11 protein-coding genes are annotated in these 16420 nt (G+C 47.0%); 5 read left to right on the top strand and 6 right to left on the bottom strand.

From position 1 onward, the window contains the following. The first annotated feature begins 40 nt into the window (after window positions 1-40). The 3 genes from SLH55_RS04525 (at window position 41) to SLH55_RS04515 (ending at window position 1525) form a co-directional block, all read left to right on the top strand. Entirely contained in the window at window positions 41-583 is a 543-nt protein-coding gene (locus SLH55_RS04525) for a hypothetical protein (RefSeq protein WP_219167672.1), read from the top strand. Between the two features lie 97 nt (window positions 584-680). Continuing rightward, on the top strand, window positions 681-854 hold the full coding sequence (locus SLH55_RS04520) for a hypothetical protein (protein WP_219167670.1): 174 nt from the start codon (window positions 681-683) through the stop codon (window positions 852-854). 113 nt (window positions 855-967) lie between these two features. After that, window positions 968-1525 (top strand): GNAT family N-acetyltransferase, encoded by a 558-nt coding sequence (locus tag SLH55_RS04515; protein ID WP_219167668.1) that lies wholly within the window; start codon window positions 968-970, stop codon window positions 1523-1525. Between the two features lie 41 nt (window positions 1526-1566). Here SLH55_RS04515 and SLH55_RS04510 read toward each other — a convergent pair whose 3' ends face one another. Continuing rightward, window positions 1567-3252: a hypothetical protein gene (locus SLH55_RS04510; protein WP_219167667.1), complete on the bottom strand. Its 1686-nt coding sequence runs from the start codon at window positions 3250-3252 to the stop codon at window positions 1567-1569. Between the two features lie 352 nt (window positions 3253-3604). On the opposite strand from SLH55_RS04510, the gene SLH55_RS04505 reads away from it, so the two are divergent. Both SLH55_RS04505 and SLH55_RS04500 read left to right on the top strand, forming a co-directional pair. Beyond that, a complete protein-coding gene (locus tag SLH55_RS04505) occupies window positions 3605-4630 on the top strand; it encodes a LacI family DNA-binding transcriptional regulator (RefSeq protein WP_320322802.1) in 1026 nt (341 codons plus the stop codon). Window positions 4631-4765: 135 nt separating this feature from the next. Further along, entirely contained in the window at window positions 4766-7723 is a 2958-nt protein-coding gene (locus SLH55_RS04500) for a carbohydrate binding domain-containing protein (RefSeq protein ID WP_320322801.1), read from the top strand. A 176-nt stretch (window positions 7724-7899) separates the two neighbouring features. On the opposite strand, the gene SLH55_RS04495 is transcribed toward SLH55_RS04500, so the two are convergent. From SLH55_RS04495 to SLH55_RS04475, 5 genes are all read right to left on the bottom strand, one after another. Further along, complete coding sequence (locus tag SLH55_RS04495; RefSeq protein WP_320322800.1) at window positions 7900-9480, bottom strand: FMN-binding glutamate synthase family protein; 1581 nt, start codon at window positions 9478-9480, stop codon at window positions 7900-7902. A gap of 47 nt (window positions 9481-9527) precedes the next feature. Then, the gene (locus tag SLH55_RS04490) at window positions 9528-11249 is read right to left on the bottom strand and encodes a pyruvate oxidase (protein WP_320322799.1); all 1722 of its coding nucleotides are present in this window, start codon (window positions 11247-11249) and stop codon (window positions 9528-9530) included. A 193-nt stretch (window positions 11250-11442) separates the two neighbouring features. After that, a complete protein-coding gene (locus SLH55_RS04485) occupies window positions 11443-12240 on the bottom strand; it encodes an endonuclease/exonuclease/phosphatase family protein (protein WP_320322798.1) in 798 nt (265 codons plus the stop codon). Window positions 12241-12243: 3 nt separating this feature from the next. Further along, window positions 12244-13878, bottom strand: a complete 1635-nt coding sequence (locus SLH55_RS04480) for a PTS transporter subunit IIBC (protein WP_226671881.1) — start codon at window positions 13876-13878, stop codon at window positions 12244-12246. Between the two features lie 457 nt (window positions 13879-14335). After that, window positions 14336-16252: a heavy metal translocating P-type ATPase gene (locus SLH55_RS04475; RefSeq protein WP_320322797.1), complete on the bottom strand. Its 1917-nt coding sequence runs from the start codon at window positions 16250-16252 to the stop codon at window positions 14336-14338. Window positions 16253-16420: the final 168 nt, after the last annotated feature.

Genomic DNA, 16420 nt, shown 5'->3' with positions numbered 1-16420 from the left:
CATTATACTTGCATTGTCTATAGTCAGTAGTTTAATGCTCTTGGCATTGGCGTTTTTTCAGTGGCAACTCGTCCACATTCTGACGCCGTTTTTGATGCCGTTTCTTTGGTTGACTGTAGCAGGTTTTTTCCTTGTAACGGTCATCTTCTCTATCATTGCCATAGTCAAGAAGCAGGGATGGAAACCGGTTCTCATTCAAGCCCTTACCTTGATCTTCATCATCTTTTTTCCCATCAACAAGGTAATAATCCACCTGGACTTTGAAAAACATCGTGGTGATCGGGAAATTGTGGTGAAGAAGGTTCAGGAAGGCGTACTCGCTTCAAACGTCTCTTACAATGACTCTCTCATTCACCTTCCAGAGGAATATGGAAAGTTATCCAAAGGCGGAGGAGATATTGTGGTAGAGAAGAAGAATGACGAATGCAAGGTCCTTTTCTTTACCTTGCGCGGAATACTTGACAGCTTCTCAGGGTTTGTCTACTCGTCTTCCGGGGAGAAACCCCGTTCAGGAGACTTTGGGGGAGATTTTATCGAAGTCAAGCAGCTGGCTGAACATTGGTATTTTGTGAGTTCCAGATAGGCAGGGGACTTTCGAACCTTTTCCCCACTTTTTCTGACTAAAGCCTTCTTTTTCCTATGTTTCGTTAATAAATATAGGTAAAGGAGGCGTCGATTATATGGATGTGGGACTCATCATCATTTTTTTCATGGTCTTCGTGGTAATCAGCCTTTGGATCGTGCATTCCAAGCTCAACCGAATCACCGAGCATGTGCGGCAGATGGATGAGGAGTATTTGACCGATGAACAGATCGAGAAGGAATTAGAGGAAGAGTGGAATAAAGATAAGTGACGATGGAGGCGTTTCTCGTAAAGAGGGGCGCCTTCCGTTTGTTGAAAAAGAGCTACCATTCTAATTGGGCAGTTGGTACTATTAACATAATACATAAAAGGATGGTGCAGGAGATGAAGCACAAGGACTTAACCATTGAAACAACGCGACTGGTGATCAGGCCTTTCGTGAACAGTGATTATGAGAACTGGTTAAGGGAACATTTGAACAGGCTCCCGTCACAACATAAATATGATGTCGGTTATCAGGATATGAGCGAGTGCACGGAGTTCTGGTTCCGGGAGATGATCGAGAAGCATGACGAAATGATGGATGGGGACCAGGTCTACATTCTCGGGATCTTCCTGAAGGAAAATGGAGCCAATATCGGGACCATCGATTTCTCTACCCTCATGAGATACAACTTTAATTGGGGAAGAGTGGGCTACACTTTACATAATCGATACTGGAACCGGGGATACGGGAAGGAAGCGGTGAAAGCGGCCCTTCAACTTTCTTTCGTGAAATTGAATTATCACCGGATCGAAGCCCATATCAATCTGGATAACACTCCGTCGATCAGGCTCGCTGAGAGTGTCGGGATGCAGTATGAGTGTACGAGAAAAGGTTTCATTTACGAGTTCGGGAAGTGGACGGATAACCTGGTGTACTATGTGAACGCCGGGGAGTGAATATAGAAAGGCCGAAATCAATGATGATTCCGGCCTTTTCTTTATTGTTCTAGTCCTTCAATCGTCATGTCTTTTACAGGGAGGAATGCTTCTCCTGTATCCATATACGTAACGTTCACTTTATCATTTTCTTTCAGATAGATCGCGAGTAAGCTATTTTCTGAAGAAACGATATAGTTTTTCCCATTGTCGAGAAGGAAAGATACCACGGTATAGTCACCGGATTTTTCTTTGTATACACGGACGACCTTACCTTCCGCTTGTTTCTCCTCCGCTTTCGAGCTGCCGTCGACACTTCCGCCGCCGCGTTGGAGGGCGGTTTTATAAGCTTTCAACGCCTGGTTCGGCGTATTCGCATAAGCTGAGATTTCCGGGTTGGCGGCTGACACGATGAAATAATTCTGTAAGAAACCATTCGCATCGAGAACAGGTGTCAGCCAGCTCGCTTCACCGTAGAAATTATAGAGTACCGGCATTTCGCCGTCCCATTTTTTCTCGATGAATTTCTTCTGGATGATCTGCAGGGCCCCTTGTGAATCCATATACGATTCTTCCAGATTACCAGTGTAGAACGTCGCTTTACCGGTTCTTGAGTTTGTCAGGGAATATCCGAGCATAGAATCAACACCTTCTTTTGGAGAAGTGAAATCGGTGAAGTAGTACATGTCACCATTTTCGTCAAAAATCGGACTCACATTCGCTTCGGTCCCTTCATCTGAAGGCAGTTTCACATCTGACTTACCAAAGCGGCTGTTCCAGAATCCTTTTACGTAGTTACCGAAATAGCTGTTCTGAAGGCTCACCGTTTCAGGTGAAACCGCGCCGTCGATGAACGCAGGAACATCTTTGATGCTATAGGATTTGGTATCACCTGTTTGGGGATCGACCATGACAATCCCTTCCACTTCGAATCCATTACGTGCAGAAATGAAGTTTCCATAAGTCTGGATATAGAATGGTTTTCCTTCATCATCGATTTCAAGTTGCACGTCTCCGTTGAAAATTTCCTTCGGATAGTTCAAGCGGATGTGACGCTCGATTTTTTTATTGAAATAAGCTGAAGGTGTATACACCATTTCTTCTTTGATGAACTTAGGGTTTGCGTTTGAATCCGTGGCACTAAGCTTGAAGTACCCTGGTGTCTCGTCACCTTTGAACCATTTGAAGAAACCTGAGAATTCAACAGGGGCGATGTAGACATATTCACCGTCCACCTTTTGGATCTGCAGATTGCCGAGCTCATAATAACTCGTATTCGGAACCTGACCGAACGCTTTCTTCATTTTGTTCCGTGCGAACTTCGGAGGGACGCTTGCCGGCGTTTCCTTTTCATCAAAGGCTTGAATTTCTGTTTTGACCTCCATTTGGGCCGATTCGAATTTCTTATCAGCATTAAAGACGAAAGCTGTCATGAAATAAGCGCCTACGCAGAGGGTTGCCAGGAAAAGAAGACCTTTCACCATTCGTTCTTTCCCTGTTGAGAGTGCGGCCCCGAATCCTGACGCAATGATCAGGAGGATCCACATACTCGTAAAGTTCTGGTCAAGATTCGTCAGGTAGTAGAAGACGAATACCACAAGAGATGTGATGATGAGGGTCGCTCCGAACAGGGCCGGAAAGGATGGATATCCCTCTTTTTTATGTTGTTTTTTCATGATGGTCATTGGTACGAGGAGTAGCGCCATGACCAATCCGACAATCAGTGAAAATAATAAGATGTTTCCCATAATGTTCCCCTTTCAAGGTTGTGATTCTGTTTATAGTGTATATACGGATGAGGGGGTGGGGAAGTTTCATTTGTTTTTAGAAGTATGGGTAGTGTGACTGAGCGCTCGGTCGAAGAATGAAGAGGAGTAGTTGGTCGGTGTCGAGGATTGTAGAATGGCAGATAAAACGGGATTAAGGCAGATATCTATTTCTTGAAATATTCCAAAGCAGATTCGTCCAGTAGTGATGTTGAATGTCACTTATGATTGCGAGCAGAAAACGATTATGAATCATCTTCAAAGACCCCAACCATATACCCAACCCAATCTTCATGGGATATAATAGGAAGAAGCAACCATTCGGGAGGATATTATGGATATTTTTGATATAGCGAGGCTTGCGGGGGTGTCCCGGAAGACGGTGCAGCGGGTGTTGAATGATTCGGATCAGGTGCGGGCCGAAACCAGGGAACGGATCTTGAAGATTATGGAAGAGAATCAGTATCAGCCAAATGTGTCAGCACGACGGCTGGTGAAAAAGAAGACCCATACAATCGGATTATTCATCATTCAGGATCCAGGGAAGGCCAGGATCTATTCGGATGATCTTTTTTACAGCGTAGTGATTGGGGCTGTGATCAATGCCTGTTCTCTCCGTGGGTATAAGGTTCTCGTGACCATGACGGAGTTGGATGATCCGACCCCGGTGCTGAAGCTTTACCGGGAGAAGAGTATTGATGCGGGTATCATCATCAGCTGGAGCAATGTACAGGGAATTGTAGATGAAATCCTGTCAGCAGGCTTTTTGGTCGGGGTTTTTGATCAGAACAATGTAACGCATCGAACGTCTCTTGTTCCCATGCCTCAATTACAAAATGAACAGGGGGCGATGGAAGCGACGAATCATTTCATTGAGCTTGGTCATGAAGCAATCGCCATCATAACGGGCGATGAAGATAATCCTGCAGCATTGGAACGCCTTCACGGTTTTCAAAAGGCAGTGGAAGCAGCAGGGATTCCCCTGAAACCCGAGTACATATATAAGGGCAGGTTCATGGAACAATCGGGAAGTGATGCCGTGCGTCATTGGATGGAGAAGGATGTCCTTCCTTCGGCCATCCTTTGTTCCAATGATCATATTGCCTTTGGTGCCCTCAAGGCATTGAGAGAGGCGGGCCTGGATGTTCCGGAAGATGTTTCCCTGATCGGTTTCGATAATATTCTGTTGACGGAGTATACGTCCCCTGCACTCACGACCATGAGCGTTCCCAGGGTGGAAATGGCGGTGGCATTGGTGGAGCAGCTGATTCACTGGATCGAAGGGACCCCTTATGAAAAAATGAGTCCATTTCAAGCTACTCTTGTAACAAGGGACTCCTGCCGTGAACGTAAAGCCTGATCCTCATAGGAACAGGCTTTTTTTATTGAATGGGAGATTACTATGGTAGAAAAATGTTGTCAAACGGTGATGAGGGTTTTATAGTTATATACAAATGTCCCACGTGAGACATAAGTAAAATCAGGAGGCGTTCACATGTTGAAAAAAGCTGTCACTTCGTTTACCGCTGCATGTCTCATCTTCACTCTGCCACCAGGAATCGGCAAAGCCGCACCACAAAAAGATAAACCTTATCACCTCAAAGATTCAACGTTAAAGGACATAACCATTGAAGGGGACCTGGTGATCACGCCGGATGCCGGGAAAGACATATCCCTTGAAAACGTGACGGTACAAGGGAAGACCCTGTTTAAGGGTGAAGCCCCCGATACCCTTAAACTGACAGATTCCGAGTTGCATAGTCTTTCCGTCAAAGGGCCGGGCCATCTTTCAAAGATCACGGTTACTGGAGAATCAATCGTTGAAGAAACAGTAGTGGAAGGAAATGTATTACTGAAAGAAAACGAAATTACGTTTGAAGGATTTCAAGATGTGACGGTATCCGCTTCGAATGTGAAGACAAAAAAAGCAGATCTAGTAGGAGAGTTTGAAACGATTACGACTTCTGGAAAAAAGGGAGAAGCGCAGGTAGAACTTGAAGGGATTGCAGACCGGTTAGAATTGAACACGCTTTCATCCGTCGTCCTTTCGTCTGGGGTCGTAAAAGAGCTTCAGGTGTCTGAAGCAGGTAAAGGTTCCACCATTGATGGGGAAGGTTCCATTGAGAAAGCGACGTTAGACAGCACCATTGTTTTCAATGGAAACGAAACCAGTGACGCTTCTTCTTTTGTCACACCATGGTCCCTCGTCTGGAATGATGAATTCAATGAGGATCAAATTGACCGTAACAAGTGGACGTTTGATATCGGCAACGGCTATACCGATGCAAATGGAACCTTTATTACTGGATGGGGAAACAATGAAAAGCAATACTATACAGACCGCCCGGAAAATGCGAAAACAGAAGATGGAAAATTAGTGATCACGGCAAAAAAAGAAAACTATAACGGATCTTCTTATACGTCATCCCGCCTGAAAACGAAGGGACTGTTTTCCAAAGCATTCGGGAAATTCGAAATGAAAGCATCACTGCCAGTCGGAAAGGGATATTGGCCGGCGTTCTGGATGCTTCCGGAAGATGACCGGTACGGAGGATGGGCTGCTTCAGGTGAGATTGATATTTTAGAAGCAAAGGGGAGTCAACCTCATAATGCAATCGGCACCCTTCATTACGGAGAAAGCTGGCCGAATAATAAATATACCGGAGCGGAATATGAATTTGAAGATGGTTCGACTATCGCAGACGAGCATGTGTACTCAGTGGAATGGGAGCCGGGGGAAATCCGCTGGTATGTAGACGGGAAGCTCCGTCAGACCCAGAACAACTGGTTCAGCAAAGGGGCAGGCAATGCAGCCAACTTCACGTATCCTGCTCCTTTTGATCAGCCGTTCCATATGCTGTTGAATTTGGCCATAGGCGGGAATTTCGACGGTGATCCGACGGAAGAGACGATGTTCCCTCAATCCATGGATGTTGACTATGTACGGGTGTATGAGTTGACGGGAAGGCCGTATCAAACGTCGGAACTTCCTGTATTCGAACAGGCACCATTACCGGAAAACGCGAAGCAGCCATTGGAAGATGGAAACATGATTTATAACAATGGATTCGATCAGGAATGGGAGGAAGTTGACGGAATTGCAGGGGTACCGAATACCGATTACTGGTACTTCTTGACCGTACCTGATTTTGGAGGGAAAGCGAATCTGTCCCTGGATCAGCTTGATGGAAGAAATTTTGCAAAAGTAGATGTAGAAGAGCCGGGAAGCCAGCCTTATTCTGTACAGCTCGTTCAGGATGTTTCCCTGGGGAAGGGACGATACTACCGTGTGTCCTTTGATGCGAAGTCGACTGGCTCAAGACCGATCAATGTAAAAGTCGGTGGAGGGGCAGACAGGGGGTACAGTGCCTATTCAAACAGTGAAGCCTTTTCTTTAAATGATGGACTGGAATCTTATGAAATGGTGTTCCAAATGACCGAGGAAATTGATCTTGCAGCACGGGTGGAGTTCAATCTTGGATTGTCCAAGCTTCCTGTGTGGATCGGGAATGTCCAGGTGGAAGAGATCCCTCCTGTAGAAGTGGATCCGGATGCATCCAAACCCGCACTTCCAAGCGGGAACCTGATCTATAACGGAACATTCGACCAGGGATTCCCTGACCGTCTGTTATATTGGAACCTGGTAGGTTCTAAGAGTGCTGATTCCATCGGAGTGGATCCGGAGGCGCGGGTATTCGCGACAAAGCCTTCAAATGAAACAGACGATGTTCAACTGGTGCAAAAAGGCATTCAGCTTAAGGCTTTCAATGAATATGAATTGACATTTGATGGTGCTGCAGAGAGTGCCCGTGATATTCAGGTAGAAATGAGAAGTAAGGACGGAGAAGTCGTTTATGCTTCTGAAACCATCCCTCTGATTGGTGATTGGGAAAAGCATGTTATGAGTTTCAAGACGCCGGATGTGACAGATTTGGAATCACAGCTTTTCATCCAACTCGGTGGAAGCACCGATGAGGTAAAGCTTGATAATCTAAAGTTAAAGAAAATTGCGGGAGCGCCGGGTGCGAATATGGTTCAAAACGGTTCATTCGATGCCAATTTAGAGTTCTGGGAAAATTACATCCATTTTGATGCTTCTGGGGGTGTAACAGAAGAAAATGGACAGGCAAAGATTTCAATCGGGTATGAAGGAAACGAAACTTGGAGTGTTCAACTTTTCCAGGGTGGCTTAAAGCTTCAGCCGGGAGTGGAATACACGCTTTCCTTTGATGCGAGTTCGACGGTCGACCGTACGATGGAAGTGACACTGGAAAATGCCGCGTATACACGATATTTATCAGAAGTCGCTCAGCTTAGTGGAGATAAAACACGATATGAATATACGTTCACGATGCCTGTTGGCGATGACACGAGCCTGAAGTTCCTGCTAGGTAAAATCGGATCATCGATTGGCGCTCATGATGTGGTGATTGATAATGTGGAGTTGAAGTAGATGGTGGGCACAGCGTCTTAGGGCGCTGTGCTTTTTTGTTGGGGTGGGGGTGTTGATTTGACTGAGGGCGCGGTCAAAAGAAGGCGTGCTTTGGCGGAACGGCCTATATCCAATCCCCAAACCTTCCATCCAATAAAAAAAGAAGCAGCCGACCCAAAGTCGGCTGCTTCTCTCCATTATGACATAGTCTTTTCCGGCTGCATCGGATGCAATCGTCCATCCTCATCTCGAAATACGATGTGTTCCCGTCCAAACTTCGTCGGTGTATCGATTCCTGAGGCAGCGGCCAGGTTGTACAGGCCTTCGCGCAGAGAGATGATGTAGTTGCAGACCCGGAACGATTTTTCTTCGACGATCAAAGCGCGTTGCAGCTTCTTATCGGTGGTGGCAACTCCGACGGGGCAGTTGTTCGTGTGGCAGACCTGCGCCTGGATGCAGCCTACAGAGAACATCAAGCCCCGGGCGATGTTGACGAAGTCGGCTCCGAGTGCGAGTGCGAAGGCAATCTTATCCGGCGTCAACAGTTTCCCTGAAGCGAAGATTTTGACTTTGTCCCGGACACCGTATTTCACGAGTGTATCGTGGAGGAAGGGAAGGGCCGATTTGATCGGAACTCCGGCAGATGCCGCCAGTTCTTGATAAGATGCGCCTGTTCCGCCTTCTCCACCGTCCACGGTGATGAAATCGGGATGCTTACCTGAAGTGGCCATATAGGAGGCCAGGCTTTCGATATCGTTGGTATTCCCTACGACCAATTTAATGCCAACGGGTTTGCCGCCAACTTCCCGCAGCTGTTCGATGAAGTTCAGCATCTGTTCGTTGGAGTTAAACTCCTTGAACCGGTTCGGGCTGTCGATGGATGTCCACGGTTCCACGTTGCGGATGCTGGCAATCTCCTCTGTCACTTTTTTTCCGTCAACGTGACCGCCCCGGGTTTTGGCCCCTTGTGCGAGTTTCAATTCGAAGGCCCTCACTTCTTTCAGTTCGCTCTTCTTCTTGAATTCTTCCCAGGAAAATTCACCATCCTTTGTCCGGACACCGAATAGGCCGGGGCCGATCTGGCAGATGATATCGACGCCTCCTTTCAGGTGATGCTTGGATAATCCACCTTCTCCAGTGTTCATCCATGATCCGGAAGCGAGGTTCAAGCCGGTCGACAGCGCCGTGATCGCCTGCTCACCGAGTGACCCATAACTCATGGCGGACTGGCCGACAAGTCCTTTCACCTTAAAAGGGTGCCTGCAAGTATGCTCGCCAATGACGGGGGCATCCTCGTCTTTCAGGAGAAAAGGATCTGCTTCTGCTTCTTCCCGGTGTTCCCGTCGGCTCAGTAAATTGTCTTTGTCCAGTTTATATACTTTGGTTTTCACTTTTGGGGTCTGATCGATCCTGAGTTCGTCCCGCTGTATAGGGAACAGGGTGTTTCGAATATAGTAACCCTCCTTTTCAAAGTCACGTTCAGATCCGAACCCGAGCATCCGGGATTTATACTTTCCCGCCATGACGGTATTGGTGTATTCCAGTCTTGAGAAGGGTTTCCCTTCGTTGTCATTATGAAAGAGATACTGTCTCAGTTCCGGACCGATTTTCTCCAGGATGTATCTCATTTTTCCGAGAACGGGGAAATTCCTTAGCACCGCATGCTCCTTTTGTTTTTCGTCGGTCAGCCATAGATAAACGATAAGTCCGATGGGGATCAGGAGTGCGAGAACGATGACCGTAAGGAGAATCCACTGAATGATGGATATGCTGTTCATACTCATTCCTCCAATAGTAAAGTGAGCCCTTTTACAGGCTCACGTTGTTAAAATAGTCGTTTCAATGCTTTACGCAGCGGTGGCATTTCGGCCTCGTGCTTTTTGAAGAATTTCTTCATGACGTGCTTGGAGTAGCCTGCTGCCTGCTCAAAGTTGATCTTACCTGGAAGAGGAGGCTGGTCTTCGATCACACAGTCGATGATGACCGGCTTATTGGATTTGGCCGCCATCTCAAAGGCAGGCTGCAAGTCCTCATGCTTGATGACGCGATAGCCTTCTCCTCCGCATGCTTTGGCAAATTGGGCAAAATCGATGTCCTGTAGGTCGGTTTCATATTCCAGGTGTCCGATTGATTCCTGCTCATACTTGATCATGCCGATCTTCCGGTTGTTCATGATCACGACGATGATCGGGAGCTTGTATTTGACGGCAGTGACGAAATCATGCATCACCATGGTAAAGCCTCCGTCTCCGCACACGGCAATTGTCTGGCGGTCAGGTTCGGCAATTCCGCTTGCGATTGCGCCCGGGAGTCCGCAGCCCATCGTCGCCATCCAGCTCGAGATGATCATCTTCTGATTGGTCATTTTGAAGTGTCGCGCGGTCCATACCGTCACATTCCCGACATCGACGGACAGTGTCGCATCATCGTCTGCGATCTTCTGGAGGGCAGCGATGACTTGAGGGGGCTTCATGGGTGTCGTCACTTCGACTTCATCTTTTTCAACGTGCGTCCACCAGTTCTTCATATTGGTCTGGCATTCTTCTAAAAAGGAGCGGTCCTCTTTGTAGGGGAATTGCTGGTTCCATTGTTTCAGGACCAGGTTCGAGTCGCCGACGATCCCGGCAGAGACCGGATATCTTTTCCCGATTTGGGTTGGATCCGCATCAATCTGGATGGCAGGTGTATCATCAGGAAGGAAATCTCGATAAGGGAACGAGGTCCCGATCATGATGAGAAGATCGGCTTCTTCCATGGCTTCATAGGCGGGCTTCGTCCCGATTTGACCGAGCTGTCCGAGATTATGGGGATGCTTATCAGGGAATATGCCCTTTGCAGGGAGAGTGAAAATGACGGGAGCTGCGATTTTATCTGCGAATCTCTCGAGTTCACGTGCTGCATGTTTGGAGCCCGTTCCTGCAAGGATGACCGGACGTTTCGATTTATGTAAGTAATCCAAACCGGTCTTCACGTCTTGATCCATTGGTGCGGGGATGGATCTGGCCGGGATACTTGATGTGGCCTTCACACCGTCCTTGATTTTTTGTCCTGGTATATCGTCGGGGATGATCAATACGGATACCCCTTTTTTGGCGTAAGCGGTCCGGATCGCCTGATTCATCAAGTCTGGAAGGGACTCTGGTGATGACACCCTTTCACAGTAAACGGAGACATCTGCAAATACGCGGTCCAGATGTACCTCCTGGAATGAATCCATCCCGAGTTCTTCTGTTGCCACCTGACCTGCCAGGACCAATACGGGTGCTCCGTCGGCTTTTGCATCATACAGGCCGTTTAATAGATGGATGGCGCCTGGCCCCCCGATGGATAAACAGACACCGATGTTTCCTGTCAGCTTTGCATAGGATGATGCGGCGAGCGCCCCGACTTCTTCATGCCGGACCTGGATGAACTCGATTTCCTCTTTTTCACTTCGGAGTACATCGACGAAGTGATTGATCGAATCACCGGGAAGACCGAATACATGCTTGATTTTCCATTGTTCCATAATATCTGCTGCTAGTTGCCCTGCGAGTTTGTTTCCCATAGTCAAACCTCCTAATCTTGTATAGTGATTTTTACCACTACTCGGAGATTATTAAACGTTGGGGGAGTGGAGTGCCAGGGAGTTGCAGATTTTGCCGGTGGATGTAGAACGGTCGATATCCCATCGGTTTCGGTTGATAAACGAACATACCGGTCGAAAACTAATCAGCACAAAAAAAGCAACCGATCCAAGATCAGTTGCTTTCTCCAAGTAACACTTCCACTCCAAAATGGTCCGAGACGACAGGTTTATTATCATCATTAAAGATAACCCGGGATGATTTCACCGGAATTTTTTCACTGGAAAGAATAAGATCGATCCGCAAATCGACTTTGTTCTCGTCCCATCCGGCAATGTTTCCTTGAACAGTGACTCCACTGTCCCGTTCTACAGCTTCATTGAACGTGTCCACAAGCCCTTTGGAAAGAAGGTAATCGTAGCCTTCCCCACGGATCAGGGCGTTGTTATTGAAGTCGCCCATTAAGAAGAATGGGGATTCAGGGGTGACCTGTTCCATCAAGCTATCGACCTGGAATTGGAATGGTTCTTCATCATCCGTCCACCAGCCGAGGTGACAGGAATAGAAAGTGAAGGGCTTTCCTTTATATGAAATCGTCGCCCCAGCGATTTTACGGGTTTTCCAATAGGATTGATCGTGGCTTTTTGAAATGAAGAAGCGGTGTTCTTCCACGACCGGGTGTATGGTTAAAATGGCGACTCCTTCTTCATACATGTCGTATCCGATATGAGCGAAGTCCCAGACGAGTGTATAATCTGTTACACCACGCTTCTCCAGTTCCCCAAGGAGGACCAGGGCAAAATTGTCTTTTTTGACCAACCCTTGGACGGTTTCGCTTTCGATCAGCTGACTTACTTCCTGTAGGGCGATGACATCGTAGGATTTCTCCGCGATGTCATCGGCTAAGGTCGAAATTTTTTCGTGTTGGTTGTCTTCCTGCCAGGAGTGACAATTCAACGTAAGTAATTTCATGGATTACGCTCCTAACAAATCTTGAATATCCGATTTGATGACGTCTGCTTTTGGACCATAGATGGCCTGGACGCCTTTGTCTTTCAGGATGAGTCCGAGAGCTCCGTTCTTCTTCCATTCTTGCTCTGTACCGACAAGGGCAGTGTCTTTTACCGTCACGCGAAGGCGTGTCATGCAGGCATCCACGTCTACGATGTTTTCTTTCCCGCCAAGCATGGCAACGACTTTTGGGGCGATGGAATCGGCACTTACCGTACCGCCGCCTGTTGAAGCTTCGTCTTCAATGTAGTTTCCGTTACGACCTGGAGTCGGGAAGTTGAACTTCTTGATCAGGAAGTTGGCAACCGTGAAGTTCAGGCCAAAGAATACGATACATGCAATGACAAAGTTCACAAGGTCGACCCACAGACCTGCTTTGATGATCATCGGCACGCGGGTCAGAAGCTCGATGGATCCGAATGAGTGGACGCGGATGTGAACGATATCCACAATCGCGAAGGCAAGTCCCGTCATGATTGCATACACAACATATAGAAGTGGGGCAGCGAACATGAACATGAATTCGATCGGCTCAGTAACACCGGTTAAGAATACAGCTAAACCTGCTGAGAAGAACATAGATTTGTATTTTTTCTTTTTATCTTTATCCACATTGCGGTACATAGCGTACGCGATACCGATCAGGGCAGCTGTGGATAAAATCATTTGACCTACTTTGAAGCGGGCAGGTGTGACGTCATTCAACAGCTGTTTGTAGCTTGCTGTGTCTCCCGCTGCCAGGAAGTTATTCAAGTCTGCGATCCAGGCAAGCCATAATGGATCTTGACCGGCAACCGTCGATCCAGCACTTGATCCTGTGAGGATCGTGTAAGTCCCGCCAAGTTCTGTGTAGTTGATTGGTACCGTTAACATATGATGCAGACCGAATGGCAATAACAGACGTTCTAATGCACCGAATACGAATGGTGCGATGATTGGTGCCGTGTTACGTGATGTGGCGATCCATTGACCGAAGTCATTCAGAAGCCCTTGGATGAAAGGCCAGACAATCGACATGATGACGGCAATGATGATGGAGCCTACAATCACGACGAAGGGTACGAAGCGTTTTCCATTAAAGAAGGAAAGGGCATCAGGTAACTTACTGTAGTTGTAATACTTGTTGAAAAGATTCGCTCCAAGGAAACCGGAAATGATTCCGACGAACACACCCATGTTCAAAGCCGGTGCTCCAAGGACAGATGTGAAATAATCTGAAACGACCAGCGTTTGGCCAAATAGGGAAGAGACCGTTGCTTCCGGATTTGAAAGCATATCCCCGCTCACTCCGAAGATGGCTCCTGTAATACGGTTAATCAGAATAAATGCAATCAGGGCAGCGAATGCTCCACCTGCACGTTCTTTCGCCCATGAGCCACCGATGGCTACGGCGAACAGGATGTGGAGATTCGTGATGACTCCCCATCCGATATCTTCCATTACTCTTGCAATCGTTTGCACTAATGTGATGTCTCCACCCATCATGGCAATCAACTTACCGAGGGAAATCATAATCCCTGCAGCTGGCATGACAGCCACGACCACAAGCAGTGCTTTCCCGAACTTCTGCCAAAAATCAAATGACAATAAATTCTTCATAAACCCGTTTCCTCCTTTAATATCAATCTATTGGACTATTTTTCTTACATTGGATAACATGAGTGCGTTTACATTTCAGGATAAAAAGAAACGTTTTTTATTATGTATTCATCTTAACGCGCTATGTAACAAGATAGTATGCAAAATAGATGCAACCGTTTGCACTTCTAACATAAACACATTTTATGATATCCCTTTCAAGAAAGCAATAACAAATTATTATTTTAGTAAAATATTAGTGCGTGGAGGGACGGACCTTGGTTGGAGAAGGTGGAAACGAGTGAGTTTCGGAATCTTAATAGTGGATAAGTCGTGGGTGATAGGTTGTGGATGAAATTTGTTTGGTAGAAGAGATATTCACATGTGGATAAGATTGAACTGTAGGGTATGATTATTTATTTTACGATAACGTTAAATGAAAAAGCACCCAATCATAGAGATTGGATGCTCCGACACGTCACTTCAACAAGCGCAGACCGTTCAGGATGACCAGAATCGTACTTCCTTCATGACCGATGACCCCATATGGAAGGTCAAGGATCTGCAGGAAGTTTGAAGCAATCAACAACATGATGACGGCGATGGAGAAGATGACGTTTTGCTGGACAATGCTTTTCATTTTTTTTGATAGTTTGATGGCTTCGGCAATTCGGGTAAGGTCGTTTTTCATCAGCACGACATCGGCGGTTTCCAGGGCGACGTCGGTTCCTTCCCCCATGGCAATCCCTACGTTGGCCGTTGCAAGGGCAGGGGCGTCGTTAATTCCGTCGCCGACCATCCCAACGGTCCCGAATTGCTGCTTCAATTTCTTCAGTTCATCTACTTTCGTTTCAGGAAGGCATTCGGCAATGTAGCTTGCGACCTTTGCTTCTTCTGCAATGGCACGGGCTGTTTTCTCATTGTCACCCGTCAGCATGATCGTTTGGACGCCTTCCTTCTCAAGGAGCTTCAAGGCTTCGACGGTTTCCTTTCGTACGACGTCTTTTAAAGCGATCAGGGCCACAATCTTCTTTTCCTTTGCGACAAATACGGTTGTTTTTCCTTCGGAGGCAATTCTTTCGTATGCTCCGTCCATAAACCGTTCTGCTAACATTTTATCCACAAAGTCGGCTTTCCCGATTTTCCATTCAGACCCTTTCATAAGGGCTTTGACTCCCCAGCCGGATACATCTTCAAGGGAGTCGGGTTGGGTGAGCTCCACGTTAAGCTCCCGGGTTGAGTGACCGACGATGGCTTGTGCGAGTGGGTGATTGGATTGGTTTTCAATGGAAGCCACGACACCCATTATTTCTTGTTCATCCTCATTTTCAGCAATCAGAATGTCTGTTACAACGGGTTTCCCTTTCGTTAAGGTCCCTGTTTTATCAAAGGCGATCGCCTTGATATTACTCAGATTCTCAAGATGGGCACCGCCTTTGAAAAGGATTCCGTGGCGGGCACCGTTTGAGATTGCCGAAAGACTGGCCGGCATGATGGCAGCGACCAGGGCGCACGGTGATGCGACTACGAGCAGGACCATGGCTCGGTAAAATGTTTCCGTCCAGCTCCATCCGAGGATGTAGTGAGGGAGGAACATCATCAGGAACACGACGGCGAGCACGATTTTGACATACGTCCCTTCGAACCGTTCAATGAACTGCTGGGAAGGGGATTTTTCACTTTGTGCCGATTGAACAAGATCGATGATTTTTTGGAAAAGGGTTTCGCTGCTCGGTTTGGTCATTTCTACCGTGATGGCACCGTTAATGTTGACCGTACCGGCGAACACTTCATCCCGCTGACCTTTTGAAACAGGGACGGCTTCACCGGAAATCGCCGCTTCATCGATGGAAGTCGTGCCTTTTACGACGACACCATCCGTTGGTACCCGTTCACCTGGTTTGATCAGGATATGGTCGCCGATTTCAAGGCTTGAGACACTGACTTTCTTTTCCCCGGAATCGGTGACGAGCCATGCTTCTTCCGGCTGTAGCTGCATAAGGGCAGAAATTTCTTTTTGGCTTTTATTCATTGTATACGTTTCAAGTGCTCCGCTGACGGCGAAGATGAAAATCAGGATGGCACCTTCCGTCCAGTATCCGATGATGGCAGAACCGACGGCGGCAAAAATCATGAGCATTTCCACATTCAGTTCCTTGTTTTCGATGGTTTCTTCGATTCCTTCTTTCGCTTTGGCGAAACCTCCGATGGCAAAAGCAAGGAGGTAGAAGATGATGCTCATGCTTGAGTCATCATTTGATGTCAGCCATCCGAGTAGTATAAACACACCGCTGATGAGGGCTGCGATCAATTCTGCATGGGGCTTTATTTTTTCAAGGAAGTGGATTTTATCATTCGGTGTCCCCATTGTTAGTGCTTTGGATTGTGAGCTCATAGTATGTTCCTCCTTTGATTAATTGAAAATGGGAGATTCTCATTGAGAATAATAATCAACGTCATTACCCCTATAAAACGACGAAAGCTGCCACCAGTGAAAGGTGACAGCAAAACAACACGTGCTCTTAGCTGAAAATATATAAAGTTAGTAATTTGTAATTATTAT

This window comes from Rossellomorea sp. YZS02, assembly GCF_033963925.1.
In the GTDB taxonomy this organism is placed as follows: Bacteria; Bacillota; Bacilli; order Bacillales; family Bacillaceae_B; genus Rossellomorea.
This window is presented reverse-complemented; position numbering and strand designations above follow the sequence as displayed.

What these genes read in the sequence shown, in the direction of transcription:
- SLH55_RS04520 (WP_219167670.1), top strand. Translation starts at nt 681, where the DNA reads ATGGATGTGGGACTCATCATCATTTTTTTCATGGTCTTCGTGGTAATC.
- SLH55_RS04515 (WP_219167668.1), top strand. Translation starts at nt 968, where the DNA reads ATGAAGCACAAGGACTTAACCATTGAAACAACGCGACTGGTGATCAGG.
- SLH55_RS04510 (WP_219167667.1), bottom strand. Translation starts at nt 3,252, where the DNA reads ATGGGAAACATCTTATTATTTTCACTGATTGTCGGATTGGTCATGGCG.
- SLH55_RS04505 (WP_320322802.1), top strand. Translation starts at nt 3,605, where the DNA reads ATGGATATTTTTGATATAGCGAGGCTTGCGGGGGTGTCCCGGAAGACG.
- SLH55_RS04500 (WP_320322801.1), top strand. Translation starts at nt 4,766, where the DNA reads ATGTTGAAAAAAGCTGTCACTTCGTTTACCGCTGCATGTCTCATCTTC.
- SLH55_RS04495 (WP_320322800.1), bottom strand. Translation starts at nt 9,480, where the DNA reads ATGAACAGCATATCCATCATTCAGTGGATTCTCCTTACGGTCATCGTT.
- SLH55_RS04490 (WP_320322799.1), bottom strand. Translation starts at nt 11,249, where the DNA reads ATGGGAAACAAACTCGCAGGGCAACTAGCAGCAGATATTATGGAACAA.
- SLH55_RS04485 (WP_320322798.1), bottom strand. Translation starts at nt 12,240, where the DNA reads ATGAAATTACTTACGTTGAATTGTCACTCCTGGCAGGAAGACAACCAA.
- SLH55_RS04480 (WP_226671881.1), bottom strand. Translation starts at nt 13,878, where the DNA reads ATGAAGAATTTATTGTCATTTGATTTTTGGCAGAAGTTCGGGAAAGCA.
- SLH55_RS04475 (WP_320322797.1), bottom strand. Translation starts at nt 16,252, where the DNA reads ATGAGCTCACAATCCAAAGCACTAACAATGGGGACACCGAATGATAAA.